Raw genomic sequence first — 20900 nt, 5'->3', positions numbered from 1 at the left:
TGATTTATGCAGAAAACAGGCGCAACAAGACGGAATTAGTTAAAACTGGCGAAGAGATTGCGTCTCATAAAAAAAGCAGCAGGCATTTTAAAGAATTGTATTTTCTTTCTCAGCTGACGAAGATCAAAAATGATCTTGCAGTGGAAGAGACAATTGAAGATATTTCTATCTACATAAGACCGGTTATTTTTAATATAGAAAACTGATTGTTTACTGATTTCAGACGGTTAAATAATTTTCTGAGGATTTTTTCAATAGAAGAAGCTGTATTTTTGTATAATCGGGCAATGAAGGATTTTGAAAAATATGAACATTTCCGAAGAGACAATAATAGGGGACTGTAACATAAGTATGTCTGAGATCCCTAAAACTGAATAAACGGTGTTCCAGTCTTTGTATGATTCGAATATTCATAAGAACTATAGACGCAGAAAAACGCATACAGCGTAATGTTTTGTCCCAAGAATCGTTAGACTCGTAGAGACAGCAGTACTGTTAATGCACTGAAAAACTATTTTAATTAAGATATGCTGGGGTGAAGAAACTAGGGCGTGTTTGAAAAGTTAGTGGCCAGTGATTTTTGTTGAAATCAAGGAAGAAAATACAGCTTATGTGGTTTATAAGCGAGTATTTATGACGAGGAGTTCGATAAAAATCATCAAACTATTCGCCGCTCGAGTTTTCAGACACACCCTAATAGACCAAAAGATTTATTGATTATATTTCAGTATTTGACTGGTTCCAGAATCTATAGGTCATTTTCGAAAAAAATTGAATATAATGAATCATTCTATCAAAATAAATGACAAAAGTTTGCGTATCAGAACACAGGTTTTCAATATTATTGAAAATCTGTGAAAATAGTTCAAAACTATTTTTTTTGAAAAAACAGTATAAAATGCTTTTTAAGAGATTTTTTTCTGAAAGAATAGATTCTATCATTTTTAATTAAAATTGCTTAGAGCGAAAATTAGACGGATAAATTTGTTTTATTACTAAAAAAAGAGTATAATATTAGAAGTAAAAGTGAATTTTAAACGAGGGATGAAATTTGAAAAAGACACTCACTTTAGAAACTGATTACATGACACTTGGTCAGTTTTTAAAAGAAATTAATGTGATCAGCAGCGGTGGTCAGGCAAAATGGTATCTGGCTGAAACCAGTGTTTTTGTAGACGGGGAGCTGGAGAATCGTCGGGGAAGAAAATTATATCCTGGTATGATGATCGAAATCCCTGATGAAGGCACTTTTTTTATGGAAAAAAAAGAAACAGGCACATCTGATGAGGCTGAATAATATCACACTGAAGCACTATCGAAATTATGATGATATCGCTTTGGAATTTCCTAAACCGTTGACGATTTTTTTAGGAGAAAATGCGCAAGGCAAAACAAATATGCTTGAAAGTATTTATGTTTTGGCAATGACGCGAAGTCATCGAACCAGTAATGAAAAAGAGTTGATTACATTTGGTCAAAATTCTGCAAAGATCGAAGGATCAGTGGAAAAAAAAACTGGAACAGTTCCTCTTGAGATTTTCATTTCAAATAAAGGTCGCAAAACAAAAGTAAATCACATTGAGCAAAAACGTCTGAGCTCCTATATCGGACAGCTTAATGTCATTTTATTTGCACCCGAAGATCTTTCCCTGGTCAAGGGTTCCCCTCAAATCAGACGGAAGTTCATTGATATGGAATTAGGCCAGGTCAATCCTATTTATTTGTATGATCTGGTTCAGTATCAGTCTGTGCTGAAACAAAGGAATCAGTATTTAAAGCAACTAGCAGAAAAGAGTCAGACAGACACTGTTTACTTGGATATATTGACTGAACAGCTGGCGGAATTTGGTGGAAAGGTTTTATTTGCTCGTTTAGAATTCATTAGGAAACTTGAAAAATGGGCGAATAAACTCCATCAGCGAATCAGTCATGGACGAGAAGAATTAGCAATTGAGTATGCTTCGAGTGTTGTCTTAGGTGAAGGGCAGCATTCATTGCGGGAACTTCAGCAACTGATGCTTCAGCAGCTGATGGCTGGCAGGAAAAGAGAGCTGTATAAAGCAGCTGCATTTATCGGACCTCACAGGGATGACCTGATCTTTAAGGTCAATCAGCAGAATGTTCAAACGTACGGCTCTCAAGGTCAGCAAAGGACAACTGCATTAAGTGTCAAATTGGCAGAAGTTGACTTAATGTATGCGGAAACCGGAGAATATCCGGTGTTGCTTCTGGATGATGTAATGAGTGAACTGGATGATGAACGCCAGCTTCATTTGCTGGAAACGATTGAGGGGAAAGTTCAAACCTTTATAACGACTACAACCTTAAACCATTTAACCAATAAAATTACTGTTGAGCCGGATATATTCTATGTTCAACAGGGAGAGATAGCGAGGGAATCAAATGACTGAAGAAGAAAAAAGCATGAATGAGCGTGCCAAGGAATATGATGCCAGCCAGATTCAGGTGCTTGAAGGGCTTGAGGCTGTAAGAAAACGTCCTGGGATGTACATTGGTTCTACCAGTTCGGAAGGACTGCACCATTTAGTATGGGAGATTGTAGATAATTCTATTGACGAGGCTTTAGCTGGTTTTGCCACAACGATCCAGGTAATTATTGAAGAGGATAATAGTATCACTGTTATCGATGACGGACGGGGGATACCTGTTGATATTCAGAAAAAGACAGGACGTCCGGCAGTGGAAACAGTTTTCACGATTCTTCATGCCGGCGGTAAGTTTGGCGGCGGCGGATATAAAGTTTCCGGTGGACTCCACGGTGTAGGTTCATCAGTTGTTAATGCTCTTTCAGAATCATTGGATGTAAAAGTCTATAAAGATGGAAAAGTCTATTTCCAGGAGTTTCAGCGAGGCGCAGTTGTCGCTGATCTTAAAGTTATTGATGAGACAGATCGCCATGGTACTACTGTCCATTTTATTCCGGATGCAGAGATATTTACTGAAACAGTCGTATTCAATTTTGATAAGCTGGCGACTCGTGTTCGTGAGCTTGCCTTTTTAAATCGCGGTCTGAAGATTTCTATAGAGGATAAAAGAGAAGAAAAGCCAACATTAAAGGAATACTATTATGAAGGCGGTATTAAGAGCTACGTAGAGCATTTAAACGGCAACAAGGAAGTGCTGTTCCCGGAACCTATCTTTATTGAAGGAGAACAACAGGGAATTACTGTTGAAGTATCTATGCAGTATACAGACGGTTACCACTCAAATATTCTAAGTTTTGCCAATAACATTCACACATATGAGGGCGGAACTCATGAATCTGGTTTTAAAACAGCGTTGACCAGAGTAATTAATGATTATGCCCGTAAACAAAAAGTAATGAAGGATAATGATGAAAATCTGACTGGAGAAGATGTCCGTGAAGGATTGACAGCCGTTATTTCCATTAAACATCCGGAACCGCAGTTTGAAGGACAGACAAAAACAAAGCTGGGGAATTCAGAAGTTCGGACAGTTACAGACCGGCTTTTCTCTGAATATTTTAATAAATTTTTGATGGAAAATCCGACAGTAGGAAAACAAATTGTCGAAAAAGGAATTTTAGCATCAAGAGCACGTTTGGCAGCTAAAAGAGCCCGAGAAGTAACACGACGAAAAGGAGCCCTGGAAATCAGCAATCTGCCTGGAAAATTGGCGGACTGTTCCAGTAAGGATCCTAAAAAATGCGAATTGTTCATTGTCGAAGGAGACTCTGCCGGCGGTTCAGCGAAACAGGGACGAAGCCGTGAGTTTCAGGCTATTTTGCCAATTCGAGGAAAGATTCTGAATGTTGAAAAAGCCAGTATGGATAAAATTTTGGCCAATGAAGAAATCCGTTCATTATTTACTGCAATGGGTACTGGTTTTGGAGAGGATTTTGATGTAGGAAAAGCACGTTATCATAAACTGGTTATCATGACTGATGCCGATGTTGATGGAGCGCACATTCGAACATTGCTTCTTACATTGTTCTATCGCTTTATGCGTCCGGTTGTTGAAGCAGGATATGTTTATATCGCACAACCACCTTTATATGGAGTAAAACAAGGGAAGAAAATTACGTATGTTCAGCCTGGCAAACATGCAGAGGAAGAGCTGGCAAATGTGATTGCTTCGTTGCCTGCTTCTCCAAAACCAACAGTGCAGCGTTACAAAGGGTTGGGCGAGATGGATGATCATCAGCTGTGGGAAACAACAATGGATCCGGAAAACCGTTTAATGGCCCGGGTAAGTGTGGATGATGCAATCGAAGCAGACCAAATTTTCGAAATGCTGATGGGGGATAAAGTAGAACCTAGAAGAGCATTCATAGAAGAAAACGCACATTATGTAAAAAATCTCGATATCTAAATGAATAAATATTCATTTTTAATTATTCACTAAATAAAGAGAGATGGAACATAATAAAAGTAAGGAGAAAATTTCATGGATGAAGAGTTGAAAGAAAATATTCACGACGTCAATCTGGCCAGTGAAATGAAAGAATCCTTCATTGACTATGCGATGAGTGTTATTGTTGCTCGGGCATTACCTGATGTACGGGATGGATTGAAACCTGTGCACCGCCGTATTTTATACGGAATGAATGAGTTAGGGGTCACACCGGATAAGCCGCATAAGAAATCCGCACGTATTGTCGGAGATGTTATGGGTAAGTATCACCCCCATGGAGATAGTGCGATTTATGAATCAATGGTCCGTATGGCACAGCCTTTCAGTTATCGTTATATGCTTGTTGACGGTCATGGAAACTTTGGTTCTGTCGATGGAGATGGGGCAGCGGCAATGCGTTATACCGAAGCAAGAATGAGTAAACTGGCTTTGGAAATGCTGCGTGACATCAACAAAAATACTGTTAACTATCATGGAAACTACGATGATTCAGAGCAGGAACCGGATGTTTTGCCGGCACGCTTTCCTAACTTGCTAGTAAACGGAACAACTGGTATCGCAGTTGGGATGGCAACGAACATTCCACCGCATAATTTAAGAGAAGTTGTTTCAGCTATTGACTTACTGATGGAAAATCCTGAGGTGACTACTAATGAATTAATGGAGGTACTTCCCGGACCGGACTTTCCTACCGGCGGACTGGTAATGGGGAAATCAGGTATTCGTCGGGCTTATGAAACTGGGAAAGGGTCAATTACTGTTCGGGCAAGGGTTGAATTGGTTGATATGCCGAACGGAAAAGAACGTATTCTGGTAACCGAGCTGCCTTATATGGTTAACAAAGCACGTTTGATTGAGCGTATTTCTGAACTTCACAGAGATAAACGTATTGAGGGAATTACAGATTTGCGTGATGAATCTTCTCGTGAAGGAATGCGTATTGTTATTGATATACGCCGGGATGTTAGTGCGTCTGTTGTATTAAACAACTTATATAAGATGACAGCCTTGCAAAGTTCATTTGGCTTTAATATGCTGGCAATTGAAAAAGGCGTTCCCAAGATTCTCAGCCTCAAACGAATCCTTGAAAATTATATAGAGCATCAACAGGAAGTTATTCGTCGCCGGACAGAATTTGAAAAGAGCAAAGCAGAAGCACGCGCACACATTTTGGAAGGTCTGCGTATTGCTTTGGACCACATTGATGAAATTATCTCCATTATTCGCGGGTCCAGTTCAGATGATGAAGCAAAAACAGCATTGATTGAACGCTTTGAATTTTCTGATCGTCAGGCTCAGGCAATTCTTGACATGCGACTTCGTAAACTGACTGGTTTGGAACGTGAAAAGATTGAGAATGAATACCAGGAATTGTTGAAATTAATTGCTGATTTAACAGATATTTTATCTAAACCTGAAAGAATTGATACTATTATCAAGGAAGAGCTGAATGAGCTCTGTGATAAATTTAGTGATAACCGCCGAACTGAGCTTTTGGTCGGAGAAGTATTGAGTCTTGAAGATGAAGATTTAATCGAAGAGGAAGAAATCGTAATTACATTGACAAATAACGGCTATATCAAGCGTGTGGCAAACAGTGAGTTTCGTGCGCAGCGTCGAGGCGGTCGAGGTGTTCAGGGAATGGGGGTTCATGATGATGATTTCGTGAAAACATTAGTTTCCTGTTCAACACATGATACATTGCTGATATTTACCAATACAGGAAAAGTATATCGTGCAAAAGGCTATGAAATTCCTGAATATGGAAGAACGGCTAAGGGAATCCCAGTCATCAATCTGCTTGGGATTGATTCAAGTGAAAATATACAGGCAATTATTTCAGTTACAGGACAGGCAGAAGAGGGTCATTACCTGTTCTTTACAACCCGAAAGGGAACAGTGAAGAGAACCAGTGTTACTGCTTTCTCAAATATTAGAAGTAATGGTTTGATTGCCATTGGTTTGAAAGAAGAGGATGAACTGGTAAATGTTTCTCTGACTGACGGCAAGCAAAATATGATTATTGGTACTCATAATGGGTATTCTGTTACGTTTGATGAAACGACGGTTCGTGATATGGGTCGAAGTGCTTCTGGTGTTCGTGGTATTCGATTGAGAGAGGAAGATTATGTTGTCGGCTCAGCTGTTTTGGGAGAAGATGATGAAGTCCTTGTTATCACAGAACAGGGTTATGGCAAGCGAACAAAAGCTTCTGAGTATCCTGTCAAAGGACGAGGCGGTAAAGGAATAAAAACAGCGAATATTACTCCAAAAAATGGTCCTTTGGCTGGTTTAACAACTGTAACCGGTGAAGAAGATATTCTGCTGATTACTGATAAAGGGGTCATTATTCGATTTAATGTTTCAACTGTTTCTCAAACAGGGAGAGCAACATTAGGTGTTCGACTGATGAGAATGGAAGATGAAGCAAAGGTAGTGACGATGGCAGTCATTGAACCCGAACCTGAAACAGTAGATACAGAAGCAGAAGTAGAAATAGTTGAAACTGAAGTAACTGAAAATGCTGAAAACCAAACAGAAGAATAAGTTGAAACTATAAAGAAATAGAGGTTGTGCCAAAGCTTCTCTATACGATGAGTAACCGCAGGAGCAAAGTACTTTATGCGACGAGTAATCGCAGGAGCAAAGTACTTCATGCGACGAGTAATCGCAGGAGCAAAGTACTTCATGCGACGAGTAATCGCAGGAGCAGAGGTGTTCCTCCTCAAGAACCAAGTAGGTATATGACGCATCATCTACTCTGACAAGTCAATCGTAGTGATTTATGACAATAAGAGAGAGGGACTTTTGCTCCTACGCTTTTTACGAAGGCTCGAATCATACAAAGACTGGAACACTGTTTATTCGGCTTTAGGGGGAGGATGGGACAGAAGTGTCTAACTCCGAGAAATAAGAAGAGATTCACGGAAATTGCTCTTCAAATTTCGGGGAATGCCAGCTTATTTCCGAAGGAGTTGCTTCTGCTCCCACCGTTTATTCGGATTTAAGATGAGGAAAAGGTCTGGGATTTTATTTTGTCCCAGACCCTTTTTCTTTTTTATCTGGAAGAAGATAGAGGATGATAGAAGTAAATATATTGAGGGAATTAAATTCAAAGGAGAAAATTTTTAGAAATGACTGTATGATTTCAGCTCTGAAAATCAGATAGTCCAGTACAGAATTGCTCCAGAAGAAACATTGAAAATCCTAAGCTAATACTTGATTTTATAAGGGTTTCCATGTATAATGGAAAATTGTGAGTAGTCTAATTTTTTAGGCAGCTCTCCTTGCTCTTAGCAAACTAAGAGCCTAAAGTCCACAGGGAGGTGAAAATCAATGAGTCAAGTTACGAATTATGAAATCATGTACATTATTCGTCCGAACATTGATGAAGAAGCAAAAACTGCTTTAGTAGAACGTTTCGACACAATTTTGAAAGATAACGGAGCAGAAGTTATCGAATCAAAAGATTGGGAAAAACGCCGCTTAGCATATGAAATGGATGGATTCCTAGAAGGCATCTACCATATCGTTAAAGTATCTTCTCCATCAGATGCAGGCGCAATCAATGAATTTGATCGTCTTGCTAAGATCAATGATGGGATTATCCGTCACATGATCATCAAAGAAGAAGCTTAAGAATGTTTCACGTGAAACATTTAATGGACGAAAGGAGATGTCAAGATGATTAACAATGTTGTATTAGTTGGAAGACTTACCAAAGATCCCGATTTACGATATACTTCAAGTGGTTCTGCAGTGGCTAGTTTTACACTGGCTGTCAATCGTAATTTTACGAATGCGAGTGGAAATCGTGAAGCAGACTTCATAAATTGTGTGATTTGGCGTAAACCAGCTGAAACTTTAGCAAACTATGCTCGTAAAGGCACTTTGTTAGGTGTTACAGGTCGTATTCAAACAAGATCTTATGACAATCAGCAAGGTCAAAGAGTATATGTGACTGAAGTTGTGTGTGAGAATTTTCAATTATTGGAATCTCGTTCAACTTCTGAACAAAGACAAACTCAGGATAGTTCTTCTTATAATTCAGGGGGAGGATTTAATCAACCCACTCAATCACAGAACAGTAATTTCGGAGGCCAAAGCAACTTTAATCAACCATCTCAGTCTAGCAACGATAATAGTAGTGGTATGCCTGATTTTAATAGAGACTCAGATCCGTTTAGTGGTTCTGGTTCAACTATTGACATTTCAGATGATGATTTACCATTCTAACAATTTTTGATAGGGAGGGAAAAAGAATGGCACAACAAAGAAGAGGCGGACGTAAACGTCGTAAAGTAGATTATTTTGCAGCAAACCATATTGAACACATTGACTATAAAGATGTTGAATTACTTAAAAAATTCATTTCTGAACGCGGAAAAATCTTGCCACGTCGTGTGACAGGTACTGGTGCTAAAAATCAACGTAAATTAACAATTGCTATCAAACGCGCTCGTATTATGGGATTACTTCCATTCGTAAGCGAAGAGCAATAAAATATAACGTAACTATTAAAATGACTGGAAATGAAGTGAAATATCTTCTGTTTTCGGTCATTTTTTTGTTTTTTATTAGGATATAGCTACACATAGATAAAATAGCTTAAGAATGCTTCTTGAAATTTTAAAATAAAATATTCAACATCTTTTAATGATATATGGAAGATTGTGACTGCTCTCTTTAAATCTGAATATTTTGGGGTTATAGGAGAAATTGAATATGTAGAATAGTTTGTGTAAATAGAGCTGATATTAATAAGTATCATCATAAATAAGAGCAGCTTATATCTGGAGATTATTCTTCCATAAAATGCAGATGCAAGAATCATGTCATGGGCAAGTCTATTCAGGCAGTAAATGGGGTCGCAAGCGATTTGTCAGTGAGAAGCGGCTGCCCAATTCCATTGCTGAATCGAGTCAAATCAACCGTAACTATCTTTGTAAACCAGCTGCTGATTCTTGAGTTGGCTTTGACACAATAAAAATTCTTGACCGTCTCGTCTGATCTTTTTGTTGTTCACTAACTCAAATATAACTTCTATCATTTCTTGATAGAAAAGCTTTCTCTTATTTAATAGCAATAGAGTAATATGACTACTTTTTTAATAGGTTGATAATATTAAAAATTATCCATAGCTTTAATCTAAGAAACGTGAAGCCTATCCAGTAGTATTACATATGAGATCACTGGATAGGCACTGAGCATTCGTAGGAGTAAGTTATGCAAAATACATTAGACATGCGCTGATATAAATTAATAGATACTAAAATTATGGAATACATGGTTTCATTTCAGCTGTTTTTGAAGCTGCTTGTTCTTATCATTGAAGCATATGAGTTGAAAATTTTCTATCATTGAACATCATTTATAGATAATCTTCTAATACAAGTTATAATTCGGTCAATACCACTAGATTCACTTAAAATATGTTTTATCGTCTAATTTTATTTTTATAAATCAGGTAATCTGCAGATTTCCTATACTGACTGCTGTCAGATAAAATATGAACTGCAGCATGGTTTGTATTTTATGAATAAGTTTTGACTAATTTGAAATAGATAAGTAAGCATTAATAGGGAAATGAATGGGAGAGTACATGTTAACTTCTTGGTCTTATCTCTTAGATGATTACTAAAAAATAGAATGATAGATATGCTAATTACCCGTGCATGCTGCATGGAAACTACCTTCCATTATCACTCTAAAGTTTAACTTAATTAAAATAGTTGAAAGTTGTTTCTTTCAGAGAATATTTATTTAGAATTATTGATTCTATATCTTCAGAAGGAGCAGTGTTATCATTAAGTGAAATGGAATTAGTTAGAGATAGATACTTTCTGTTGGTTCTAAACTTTAATTCGATGAAATTTAAAATTAAGTTGAAGATAATTTTGGATTTCAGAATGTTTCACGTGAAACATTTTGAAAGTTTTGGTGGTATTCGCTGAATTTTCACAGATATGATAAAATAATATATGTGCCGCAAGCTTTTTGTTCATAGGGGGGCTAATAATGAAATGAAACAGATGAGGCTAAAAAAAGTCTTTTTATTCTTTGTATTTCTCTTTGTATTTGAAATGGGAGCTGTCTACTTTATATCAAATAAAGTCATTATTACTTCTATTTTAGCAGTAATAAATCTGTACTTAATCAATAGAATGTTGAAATTGATTAAACGCTTGGAACTGTCAAATATTGAGAAAATTAGAGAAGCAACAATTAAGGCTGAAGATTCAATAGACTTTGCTATTAATGAAGTGCCTGTGGGGATCATTACATATGATGAAAAAACGAAACAGCCAATCTGGTTAAATCCATATGCAGAAGAAGTTTTTTATTCGAATGAGCAGAAAAGGCTATTACTTACCTCAGAAGATGTATTAAGTTACATTTCTTTATTCGAAAAAGGGAAAGATATATTTGTAGTGGAAGATGAAGTATTTCGTTTTAAAATTAATATTGAGCAAAAGACGATTACTTTTGAGAATATTACACAGGAAAATACTTTGTATCAGGAAAAGAAAGCAATGCAAACAGCTATAGGCATTGTATCGATTGATAACTATGACGATGTGACAGACAATATGGATGTTAAGCAGATTTCTTATCTAAATAGTTTTTTGACAACAATGATTTCAGATTGGCTGGAAGAATATAAAGTTTTCTATAAACAGTTAAATGCAGAAAGATATGTCTTTGTAGGTCAACTGGACGTAATTGAAAAGATGATGGACAGTAAATTTCAAATCTTGGATAATGTCAGAAAAGGGACAGATGAAAGAGATATTGCAATTACACTAAGTATGGGGATTGCCTATGGCGGGACCAGTTTAAATGAGACAGGAACGGTCGCCCAGACGAATTTAGATATGGCTCTGGTAAGAGGAGGAGACCAGGTAGTTGTAAAAGAAGCCAATGGGAATAGCAAACCCATCTTCTTCGGTGGGAAATCAGCTTCAGTTGCAAAAAGAACGCGCGTTCGATCAAGGGCAATGAGTACCGCTATACAAGGGTTGATGAAAGAATCTTCGGATATTTATATTATGGGTCATCGATTACCGGATATGGATGCAATAGGATCTGCTTTTGGTGTTGCCAGACTGGCTAAAATTTATGAAAAAGACGCATGGGTCATTTTAAATACCGATGAAAATATCCCTGATGTCTATCGGGTAATGGAAGAACTAAAAAAGGATTCAGAGCTATACAATCAAATATTATCTCCGGCAGAGGCAATGAAAAAAATGCAAAATAATAGTCTTCTGATTATGGTTGATTATCATAAACCGTCTATGTCAATTTCCAAGGAACTTTATGATCAGTTCAGCAAGGTTGTTATTATCGATCACCACAGAAGAGGGGATGAATTTCCAGATAAAACGTTACTGTCCTACATTGAATCATCAGCATCCTCTGCTTCTGAATTGGTTACAGAGCTGTTGGAATATCAAAGCAATACGTTTAATAAGAGACTGGATAAATTTGATGCAACGTTGCTGCTTGCAGGGATTGTTGTAGATACAAAAAGTTTTAGTGTTCGAACAACTGCCAGGACTTTTGATGTGGCCAGTTATTTAAGAACTTGTGGAGCAGATTCATCTCTAGTACAATATTTATTAAGTTCTGATTTGACCAGTTATCTGGAAATGAGTCAGCTGATTGCCAAGAATGAATATATTACTGAAGATACTGTTATTGCTGTAGGAGAAGAAGATAAAGAATATGACAGTGTTATAGCAGCTAAAACTGCGGATACATTGTTGTCTATGGCAGGAATCAATGCAGCATTTGTCATTACAAGGCGAATGGATAAAAAGATTGGAATCAGTGCCAGAAGTAATGGCTCAATCAATGTACAGTTGATCATGGAAAGTATGGGTGGCGGCGGTCATTTTACCAATGCTGCAACTCAGTTGTCTGACAGGACCATCACTGAAGCGAAGGAAAAACTGCTGGAAGTAATTAATAAGAATACAAAAGAAATGTATGATAAGGAGTGAATGTAAATGAAAGTAATCTTTTTACAAGATGTAAAAGGTAAAGGAAAAAAAGGGGATGTTAAGGAAGTCCCTACAGGTTATGCACAAAACTTTTTGATTAAGAATGGTTTGGCGCAGGAAGCAAATAAAAGCAGTATCAGTGCATTGGCTGGTCAGAAGAAGGCGCAGCAGAAGCATGATGCAGAAGTCTTGGCGGAAGCTGAAAAGATGAAAGGATTTTTGGAAAAAGAAGAAACAGTGATTGAAATCAAGGCAAAAGCGGGAGAGGACAACCGACTATTTGGTTCAATTCCTTCCAAGCAAATTACGGAAGCCTTAAACAAGCAGTATAAGGTGAAGTTGGATAAAAGAAAACTGGAATTGGCACAGCCGATTCGTTCACTGGGATATACAAAGGTTCCGGTAAAGCTTCATCATGAGGTAACCGCAGTCTTAAAGGTTCATGTAGTGGATGAAAAATAGGTTTTTTAATGTAAATCAGAAAAAAGAAATGAGCCAGGATCATTCCGGGCTTATTTTTTTGATTACAACAAATAAAGAAAGCGTTTTTTATTTAATGGAAAAAAATAGATAGCTTTTATAGCAAGAGGGGAGTTTCAGGGAACGTGCAGAAGTTCTATTTATACAGCGAAACAGTATAAAGGAAAAATGGGTTGTCACAAGCTGCTGCTCTTCTAAAAATCCACATTTTTTCATAGGCTTATCCCGACAGTAAAGGAGGTTAACATATACATTTCCCCCGTTTCTTGTTAAAATAGAAAGACTTAGACAAATTAAGCTGTAGGAGAGAGAAATAGATGAACGAAGCATGGCAGGATCGAGTACCTCCTCAAAATATAGAAGCAGAACAAGCAGTTTTAGGCTCTGTCTTTTTAGATGCTGAGGTAGTTATTGATGCAATGGAATACATAGAACCAAAAGACTTTTATCGCCGTAATCATCAGTTGATCTTTCAGGCAATGATTACGCTGAATGAACGAAATGAAGCAGTCGATGTTGTCACAGTTAAGAATAAGCTTGAAGAAGACAATGTTCTTGAAGATGTTGGTGGGCTGAGTTATCTATCAGAGCTTGCGTTGTCAGTACCGACAGCAGCAAATATTGCTCATTATGCCAAAATAGTTGAGCAGAAGTCCTTATTGAGAAATCTAATTCATACAGCAACAGAAATTGTTACCAAAGGGTTTGAGCAGGGAGAAGATGTTGAAACCATTTTAGATGATGCGGAACGAAGTATTCTGGAAGTATCAGAAAAAAGAAATCGAAGCGGCTTTCTGTCCATTTCAGATATCTTAAATTCAACGATTGCCAACATCGATCAGCTTTACCAGCAGAATGAAGATATTACAGGCTTGCCCACAGGCTATCAGGCACTGGATAAAATGACAGCGGGGCTGCAACCGGAAGAGCTGATTATTTTAGCTGCTCGTCCTGCGGTTGGTAAAACAGCTTTTGCTTTGAATATCGCTCAGAATGTCGGAACAAAAACAGATAAGGCTGTAGCGATTTTTAGTCTGGAAATGGGTGCCGAATCTTTAGTAAACAGAATGCTGTGTGCTGAGGGCTCCATAGAGGCTGGTCACTTGCGTACAGGACAATTATCGGAAGAAGAGTGGCAGAACCTGATTATTGCCATGGGAAGCCTCTCAAGGGCAAATATATACGTTGATGATACTCCTGGGATTAAGATATCGGAAATTCGAGCTAAATGCCGGAAGCTGGCTCAGGAAAAAGAAAATCTGGGACTTATACTGATTGACTATCTTCAGTTGATTGAAGGTTCAGGAAAAGAGAACCGTCAGCAGGAAGTATCCGATATTTCCCGTCAGCTGAAAAAGCTGGCGAAAGAATTGAAAGTACCGGTTATCGCATTATCCCAGCTGTCGCGTGGAGTGGAACAAAGGCAGGATAAACGACCTGTTTTGAGTGATATTCGTGAATCTGGTTCGATTGAGCAGGATGCGGATATTGTGGCATTTCTTTATCGTGACGATTATTATGAACGGGGCGGAGAAGAAGATGATGATCGGGAAGCACCGGAAGTAGATAATGTGATTGAAGTCATTATAGAAAAAAATCGGAGTGGTGCACGGGGAACTGTAGAACTGCTGTTTATTAAGGAATACAATAAATTCTCTTCATTATCGCCACGAGAAGAGTTTTAATTCCTTATCATAATTATAAAAATAGAAAATGAGATCGGGACAAACACTCATCTTTTCATTTGGCTGCAATGAAGGAATCTTTTGTTATTTAATTTTCCGGATTAGGATTTTAAACCGGTGATACATGGGAAATATTAATCATAGAATCAGCAACATGATAGCCGGTCATTTTAATCTGTTGTCATAAGACCTTTGCTACTTGCAGTGTCTGTTCAAAGCTGCTCTGAAAAATGGCAGAAGCAATCTGTATTCCCTGTGCTTCATAGAAGGTATCTGTTCAGTATCCTGATAGTCACCGATGATTTTATTTTGTATTTCAACATCTGATTGGTTTCCTTATATTCTGGGTCATGATAGATCGAAATGTCTAATGGAGGAGTACACATTTTAATCTGTTGTTTTTGCAGCTCATTATACAGCTCTGCCTAATACTTTTTTTCTCATTTAAAAATGATTTCTTCACTAACTGTAATTAGAGTATAGACACTCTCTTGGGAATAGAGCCAGCAGTCTTTTTAAAAAATTTTATCAGTCGTTACACTTAATAAAACTGTAGGATTTAATGAATGGATAGGTGAATAGGAAATTTCGTATTCTTCATAGATTCGTATCAGCATAAAAAATAATGTTCGTGTTTTAACTATAAAATCTTTTTTTTAATTAATAACATTCGATTTTTCGTTGAAATGCTTGGCTATTGTTGATACAATGGACACGGACTAAATAATATAGAATGAGGTGCTTTAATGTCATCTGTAGTAGTTGTTGGAACACAATGGGGCGACGAAGGAAAAGGAAAAATTACTGACTTTTTAAGTGAGAATGCAGAAGTAATTGCACGTTATCAAGGCGGAGACAATGCTGGTCATACCATTAAATTTGATGGAACAACGTATAAGCTGCACCTTATCCCATCAGGCATTTTCTATAAAGATAAGATCAGTGTGATTGGAAACGGCGTTGTGGTCAATCCAAAATCACTTGTAAAAGAATTGAACTATTTAAAAGAAAATAATGTTGTAACAGATAACCTGAGAATTTCTGATCGGGCACATGTGATATTGCCGTATCATATTAAATTGGATCAGCTTCAGGAGGATGCAAAAGGCGAAAATAAAATCGGTACGACAATTAAAGGGATTGGTCCTGCTTATATGGACAAGGCAGCACGTGTAGGAATTCGTATTGCGGATTTGTTGGATAGAGAAATTTTCGAAGAACGCTTGAAAGTTAATCTGGAAGAAAAAAATCGTTCATTTGTAAAAATGTTTGACAGTGAACCAATTGCATTTGAAGATATTTTTGAAGAATACTATGCGTATGGACAGGAAATTAAAAAATATGTGACGGATACATCAGTTATTCTAAATGATGCACTGGATGAAGGAAGACGTGTCCTGTTTGAAGGAGCCCAAGGGGTTATGCTGGATATTGATCAGGGAACGTATCCTTTTGTTACTTCTTCAAATCCAGTTGCCGGTGGTGTAACAATCGGAAGCGGTGTAGGACCTTCAAAAATCAATAAAGTTGTAGGCGTCTGTAAAGCGTATACTTCCCGTGTAGGTGATGGACCATTTCCAACTGAATTATTCGATGAAACAGGCGACAGAATCAGAGAGGTTGGTAAAGAGTATGGAACGACAACTGGCAGACCAAGACGTGTGGGCTGGTTTGATACCGTTGTAATGAGACATTCCAGAAGAGTTTCAGGTATTACAAATCTTTCACTGAACTCAATTGACGTTTTGAGCGGACTTAAAACAGTGAAGATCTGTACGGCTTATGAACTGGATGGAAAGTTAATTTATCACTATCCTGCAAGCTTGAAAGAGCTAAGTCGCTGTAAGCCTGTATATGAAGAACTGCCGGGTTGGGATGAAGATATCACAGCCTGCAAAACATTATCTGAGTTGCCGGTAAATGCACGCAACTATGTACATCGTATATCTGAGCTTGTCGGTGTGCGTATCTCTACTTTTTCAGTGGGACCGGATCGCAATCAAACTAATGTGCTGGAAAGTGTTTGGGCACAGATTTAAAAATATGAGAAAATTATAATCAGTTGAATAGAACTGGAAAGAGGAGCTGAGACAGGTAAGCCTGTTCTGGTTCTCTTTTTCGTTGGCACTCTAACAACGGGCAAAATAAGGAGGACTGTGACATAAGTATGTCCGATACCCCTAAAGCCGAATAAACGGTGTTCCAGTCTTTGTATGATCCGAGCATTTGTAAGAAGTGTAGGAGCACATTCTTACTTGCCCTTCAGACATGTGACGAGCATTCGTAGAAGCGTAGGAACAAAGCACCTCCCTGCTTCGAGGATCGAAACGAAGTCCTTCAATTCTTAGCGGCTCTGCCGTTTAGAAATTGATGAGATCGAAATAAAGTGTAGTGTAGTAGAATCGTAGACACAGAAAAACGGATACTGCGTAATGTTTTGTTTTCTCGTGCAAGCACTCGTCACAGTTTAGAACTTACTTGTCGCATGGAGAAGCTTTGGCACAACCTCATAATGAATTTTAATAGTGACACGAATAACAGATGAAGACTATCAGCTTTCTTTTTATTTCTTACAATATACTAATAAAGAGGGCTGAAAAGTATTTTTATGATAGAATGTAATGAGTTGGGAGGGAAAGTAAAATGACGTTTAAAATAGTAACAGATTCATGTTGTGATTTACCTTATAAATTATTGGAAGAAAACAATGTTGATTTTATCAGTATGACGATAACCATTAATGACAATGAATTAATAGATGATCTTGGAGAAACGTTTGATTATGATGTCTTTTTACAAAGTGTCAGAGAAGGGGCTCTGCCTACGACATCTCAGGTAAATTCCGGAAGATATTTAGAATTTTTTAGAACTTTTGTAGAAAAAAAAGAACCAGTCCTCTATTTGGCTTTCTCGTCCGGTTTAAGCGGATCTTATCAAAGTGCAGTTCAAGCGGTGGAAATGCTGAAGGAAGAGTATAACGAGGTTGATATCTATATTGTAGATACAAAAGCAGCCAGTTTGGGTCAAGGTTTGCTGGTTTATAAAGCAATTGAATTGAAAAAAGCCGGGCATTCATTGGAAGAAGTTTTGTTTTGGCTGGAAGACAATAAAATGAATGTCCAGTCTTGGGTCACAGTTGATGACTTGAAGCATCTTGAACGAGGCGGACGAATTTCCAAAACAACAGCAGCTATCGGAGGCTTAATGAACATCAAGCCAATTATTACTGTCGATGCAGATGGAAAGCTTCAAAATGTTGGGAAGGTTCGCGGCCGCAGCAAGTCCATCAAAAAAATTGTCGAAGAAACAGTTCAGCAGATTAAAAATCCTGTTGATCAAACGCTGTTTATTGCTTATGCTGGAGATAAAGAGGGTGCAGAAAAAGCCAAAGAACTTTTGAATGATGAAATTCAGACAAAGGAGATTCTGCTTTATCCGTTGGGACCAACCATTGCCAGTCATACAGGTTATGGCTGTATTGCAATGTTCTCTCTAGGAGCAGAAAGAAAATAAATCATCTCTATTTTTTTACCAGAAAAAACACGTTGAGTATAGGCATAAAGAATAACTTTCAACATTATTTTAGGATGATAGGCAGGACGACCAAGCGGTTGCTCCAGTTGATTGAAGAGCGCTTGAGGAATAGCTTTAACTAAAGTATTCACCGCAAAAGCAACATCTGTTTCTGGAATATATTGTTCTACATCTAATGGTAAAGTGGTTTGATTGGTAGTATAATTTTTAAACATAAGGCACACTCCTTTTGAGTTGAGTTTCGTCACTTTAATCTTACAAGGCAGTGTGCTTTTTATGTACCCTTAAATCAAAAAAATAGGACAACAATCAGTTTTTTTGACTATTTTATACGAAAACTAAAACTCAAAAAATGAAAAAAAAGACTACCTGCTGCTTAATGTGTGGTTAGTCAAATTTGATCTAGAACACTTTAGCAGTTGTTTGTTAAGGTGTTCTTTCTATTTTGTAAATAATTTCCTCCAAGTTCTTGGTAACGGGACTGATTAGAAAACATCCGATAGATTATTCGGAGTAATAAATGAACGGTCGCAATAACCGCCTTTTTGTGTCCAGTATTCCTTCTTATCCGAAATAAAAATGCCTGTATTCGATTAGTTTTCCTTTGAAAAAATATACAGAAGGAGTTTTTCTACTTATAGAAACAATTTATTTTTATACGCAGGTTCTGTGACCTGATGATTGGTACAAAATAAGTAGAACGATCTAGTTTGTCCCTCAAGGTCAACTTGGAAAAGAACCTCAATAAGTGATCGACCTGCACGCTTTTCTGTCCTCTTTAGTATGACAGGAAATAGCGTGCAGGTCGATCGTTTTTTATTTTCATTCTGTTTGGTGAGGGCGATAACCCTCATGAGTGTATCCCACTCTCTTGAAAATTAGTAACTTATTCATTTTTTTAATAGATGCCGGTGAATAATTCATCCAACTGTTTCTGGACATCTTTATTTTCCAGAAATTCATCATAGGTAGTATCTGCGCGATCAACAACCCCTTTATCAGAGACTGCGATAATTCGATTTGCCAGTGTTTGAATAAATTGATGGTCATGTGAAGCGAACAGGATGGCACCCATAAAAGCAATCAATCCATCATTCAATGCAGTAATAGATTCCAAGTCCAGGTGGTTTGTAGGATCATCTAAAACCAGCACATTTGATTTTGAAAGCATTAGTTTTGAAAGCATAACACGGACTTTTTCGCCTCCGGAAAGAACGTTTACAGGTTTCAGTACTTCTTCACCGGAAAACAGCATTCTTCCCAAGAAGCTGCGTAAAAATGTATTATCATCTTCTTCTTTACTTGCAAACTGGCGAAGCCAGTCCAGAATTGTGATATCAGTATCAAAATCTTTACTGTTGTCTTTTGGCAGATATGCCTGAGACGTTGTTACTCCCCAGCGAATAGTTCCGGAATCTGGAGTGATTTCACCCATAATCACTTTGAACAAGGTGGTCGTAACAATATCATTGTCAGCAATAAAAGCAACTTTATCGTCTTTGTTTAAGGTAAAGGAAATCTTGTCAAGTATCTTTTTCCCATCGATGGTTACCGAGACATTGTCCAGTTGCAGCAAATCATTTCCGATCTCTCTTTCAGGCTTGAAGCCAACGAAAGGATAACGGCGGGAAGATGGCCGAATGTCATCCAATGTGATTTTATCCAGCATTTTTTTCCGGGAAGTTGCCTGTTTTGATTTGGAAGCATTCGCACTGAATCGAGCGATAAAGTCTTGAAGCTCTTTAATTTGCTCCTCTTTTTTTGCATTTGAATCTGATTGAAGTTTCGCAGCCAGCTGACTGGATTCTAACCAGAAATCGTAGTTTCCTACATATAATTTGATCTTTCCAAAATCCAGATCAGCCATGTGTGTACACACTTTATTTAAAAAGTGACGGTCATGGGAAACAACAATTACGGTATTTTCAAAATTAATCAGGAATTCTTCCAACCAATTAATGGAACGGGTATCCAGTCCGTTGGTAGGTTCGTCCAGAAGTAAAACATCTGGTTTGCCGAATAGAGATTGGGCAAGCAACACTTTAATTTTTTGTCCGGCTGTCAGCTCACTCATCTTTTGATCATGAAGAGTTTCCGGAATATTCAGTCCCTGCAGAAGCACAGCAGCTTCAGGTTCAGCTTCCCAACCATCCAGTTCAGCAAACTCTCCTTCTAACTCAGCAGCTCGAATGCCGTCTTCCTCTGAAAAATTTTCTTTCATATAAATAGCATCTTTTTCCTTCATTACTTCATACAATCTTTTGTGTCCCATAATAACTGTTTCCAAAACAGTGTATTCTTCATAATCAAAATGGTTCTGCTTCAATGTGGCCAAACGTTCATCAGGTCCTAATGAAATAGTTCCTGTTGTTGGCTGAATATCTCCAGATAAAATTTTTAAAAATGTTGATTTTCCCGCACCATTGGCTCCAATTAATCCATAACAGTTTCCGGGTGTGAATTTAATATTTACATCATCAAAAAGTTTACGGTCGGGAAATACCAAACTTACGTCATTTACAGTAATCAATCTTTTTCCTCACTTTTCTATTATTACTTGAACCTCTCTGAATTATAGCGGGGAACCCTTTAATTTTCAAGCAGTTTCAAGCGAACGAATGAATAAACAATTGGAAAATGTTCGGAATTTAATGGAAAGCCTGTATTAAAGAGATTCCTTTGTCCGTTTTATTTAGTATGTAGTGTATCTTAATAATTTTCTTTCAAATTTCTGTTAATGGTGCGGTATATAAAGGTTTTTGTGTACTTTTTGAGGAATACACTGTATGATACATTTAAA

At 37.5% G+C, this 20900-nt stretch carries 15 protein-coding genes and 1 pseudogene; 14 read left to right on the top strand and 2 right to left on the bottom strand.

Going from position 1 to position 20900, the window contains the following annotated elements; translation table 11 throughout:
* The first annotated feature begins 1051 nt into the window (after positions 1-1051).
* The 14 genes from yaaA (at position 1052) to IW492_RS08715 (ending at position 18079) form a co-directional block, all read left to right on the top strand.
* Positions 1052-1297: a S4 domain-containing protein YaaA gene (gene yaaA / locus IW492_RS08775; protein ID WP_202067241.1), complete on the top strand. Its 246-nt coding sequence runs from the start codon at positions 1052-1054 to the stop codon at positions 1295-1297.
* Positions 1284-2411: a DNA replication/repair protein RecF gene (gene recF / locus IW492_RS08770; protein WP_202067240.1), complete on the top strand. Its 1128-nt coding sequence runs from the start codon at positions 1284-1286 to the stop codon at positions 2409-2411. Before yaaA ends, recF begins: the two co-directional genes overlap by 14 nt.
* Complete coding sequence (gyrB, locus tag IW492_RS08765; RefSeq protein ID WP_202067239.1) at positions 2404-4353, top strand: DNA topoisomerase (ATP-hydrolyzing) subunit B; 1950 nt, start codon at positions 2404-2406, stop codon at positions 4351-4353. Before recF ends, gyrB begins: the two co-directional genes overlap by 8 nt.
* Positions 4354-4428: 75 nt before the next feature.
* A complete protein-coding gene (gene gyrA / locus IW492_RS08760; protein WP_202067238.1) occupies positions 4429-6942 on the top strand; it encodes a DNA gyrase subunit A in 2514 nt (837 codons plus the stop codon).
* 75 nt (positions 6943-7017) lie between these two features.
* The gene (locus IW492_RS18370) at positions 7018-7143 is read left to right on the top strand and encodes a hypothetical protein (RefSeq protein ID WP_269160927.1); all 126 of its coding nucleotides are present in this window, start codon (positions 7018-7020) and stop codon (positions 7141-7143) included.
* A gap of 588 nt (positions 7144-7731) precedes the next feature.
* Positions 7732-8034 carry a 30S ribosomal protein S6 gene (gene rpsF, locus IW492_RS08755; RefSeq protein WP_202067237.1) on the top strand — a complete coding sequence of 101 codons (303 nt, stop codon included), beginning with the start codon at positions 7732-7734 and terminating at the stop codon, positions 8032-8034.
* A gap of 45 nt (positions 8035-8079) precedes the next feature.
* Entirely contained in the window at positions 8080-8631 is a 552-nt protein-coding gene (ssb, locus tag IW492_RS08750; protein ID WP_202067236.1) for a single-stranded DNA-binding protein, read from the top strand.
* Positions 8632-8657: 26 nt separating this feature from the next.
* A complete protein-coding gene (gene rpsR, locus IW492_RS08745) occupies positions 8658-8897 on the top strand; it encodes a 30S ribosomal protein S18 (RefSeq protein WP_202067235.1) in 240 nt (79 codons plus the stop codon).
* Between the two features lie 335 nt (positions 8898-9232).
* Positions 9233-9382, top strand: coding sequence for a hypothetical protein (locus IW492_RS08740; RefSeq protein WP_202067234.1), 150 nt, complete (start codon positions 9233-9235; stop codon positions 9380-9382).
* A gap of 1036 nt (positions 9383-10418) precedes the next feature.
* Positions 10419-12401 carry a DHH family phosphoesterase gene (locus IW492_RS08735; protein WP_202067233.1) on the top strand — a complete coding sequence of 661 codons (1983 nt, stop codon included), beginning with the start codon at positions 10419-10421 and terminating at the stop codon, positions 12399-12401.
* Positions 12402-12407: 6 nt separating this feature from the next.
* On the top strand, positions 12408-12863 hold the full coding sequence (rplI, locus tag IW492_RS08730) for a 50S ribosomal protein L9 (RefSeq protein WP_202067232.1): 456 nt from the start codon (positions 12408-12410) through the stop codon (positions 12861-12863).
* A gap of 335 nt (positions 12864-13198) precedes the next feature.
* Positions 13199-14566, top strand: coding sequence for a replicative DNA helicase (gene dnaB / locus IW492_RS08725; protein ID WP_202067231.1), 1368 nt, complete (start codon positions 13199-13201; stop codon positions 14564-14566).
* A 746-nt stretch (positions 14567-15312) separates the two neighbouring features.
* Entirely contained in the window at positions 15313-16605 is a 1293-nt protein-coding gene (locus IW492_RS08720) for an adenylosuccinate synthase (RefSeq protein ID WP_202067230.1), read from the top strand.
* A 604-nt stretch (positions 16606-17209) separates the two neighbouring features.
* Positions 17210-18079, top strand: coding sequence for a DegV family protein (locus tag IW492_RS08715; protein WP_202067229.1), 870 nt, complete (start codon positions 17210-17212; stop codon positions 18077-18079).
* Here the strand turns inward: IW492_RS08715 and IW492_RS08710 are convergent.
* Both IW492_RS08710 and IW492_RS08705 read right to left on the bottom strand, forming a co-directional pair.
* A pseudogene (locus IW492_RS08710) lies at positions 18079-18315 on the bottom strand (transposase); the annotation flags it as partial. The gene IW492_RS08715 and the pseudogene IW492_RS08710 overlap by 1 nt on opposite strands.
* A gap of 683 nt (positions 18316-18998) precedes the next feature.
* A complete protein-coding gene (locus IW492_RS08705; protein WP_202067228.1) occupies positions 18999-20630 on the bottom strand; it encodes an ABC-F family ATP-binding cassette domain-containing protein in 1632 nt (543 codons plus the stop codon).
* Positions 20631-20900: the final 270 nt, after the last annotated feature.

It is taken from the genome of Enterococcus sp. BWB1-3, assembly GCF_016745275.1.
Classification (GTDB): domain Bacteria; phylum Bacillota; class Bacilli; order Lactobacillales; family Enterococcaceae; genus Enterococcus_L.
This window is presented reverse-complemented; position numbering and strand designations above follow the sequence as displayed.

Excerpts from the sequence above, each read along its gene's own strand:
- IW492_RS08740 (WP_202067234.1), top strand. The coding sequence starts at position 9,233 with ATGGGCAAGTCTATTCAGGCAGTAAATGGGGTCGCAAGCGATTTGTCA.
- gyrA (WP_202067238.1), top strand. The coding sequence starts at position 4,429 with ATGGATGAAGAGTTGAAAGAAAATATTCACGACGTCAATCTGGCCAGT.
- IW492_RS08735 (WP_202067233.1), top strand. The coding sequence starts at position 10,419 with ATGAAACAGATGAGGCTAAAAAAAGTCTTTTTATTCTTTGTATTTCTC.
- gyrB (WP_202067239.1), top strand. The coding sequence starts at position 2,404 with ATGACTGAAGAAGAAAAAAGCATGAATGAGCGTGCCAAGGAATATGAT.
- IW492_RS18370 (WP_269160927.1), top strand. The coding sequence starts at position 7,018 with ATGCGACGAGTAATCGCAGGAGCAAAGTACTTCATGCGACGAGTAATC.
- rpsR (WP_202067235.1), top strand. The coding sequence starts at position 8,658 with ATGGCACAACAAAGAAGAGGCGGACGTAAACGTCGTAAAGTAGATTAT.
- rplI (WP_202067232.1), top strand. The coding sequence starts at position 12,408 with ATGAAAGTAATCTTTTTACAAGATGTAAAAGGTAAAGGAAAAAAAGGG.
- IW492_RS08720 (WP_202067230.1), top strand. The coding sequence starts at position 15,313 with ATGTCATCTGTAGTAGTTGTTGGAACACAATGGGGCGACGAAGGAAAA.
- ssb (WP_202067236.1), top strand. The coding sequence starts at position 8,080 with ATGATTAACAATGTTGTATTAGTTGGAAGACTTACCAAAGATCCCGAT.
- recF (WP_202067240.1), top strand. The coding sequence starts at position 1,284 with ATGAGGCTGAATAATATCACACTGAAGCACTATCGAAATTATGATGAT.
- dnaB (WP_202067231.1), top strand. The coding sequence starts at position 13,199 with ATGAACGAAGCATGGCAGGATCGAGTACCTCCTCAAAATATAGAAGCA.
- rpsF (WP_202067237.1), top strand. The coding sequence starts at position 7,732 with ATGAGTCAAGTTACGAATTATGAAATCATGTACATTATTCGTCCGAAC.
- IW492_RS08715 (WP_202067229.1), top strand. The coding sequence starts at position 17,210 with ATGACGTTTAAAATAGTAACAGATTCATGTTGTGATTTACCTTATAAA.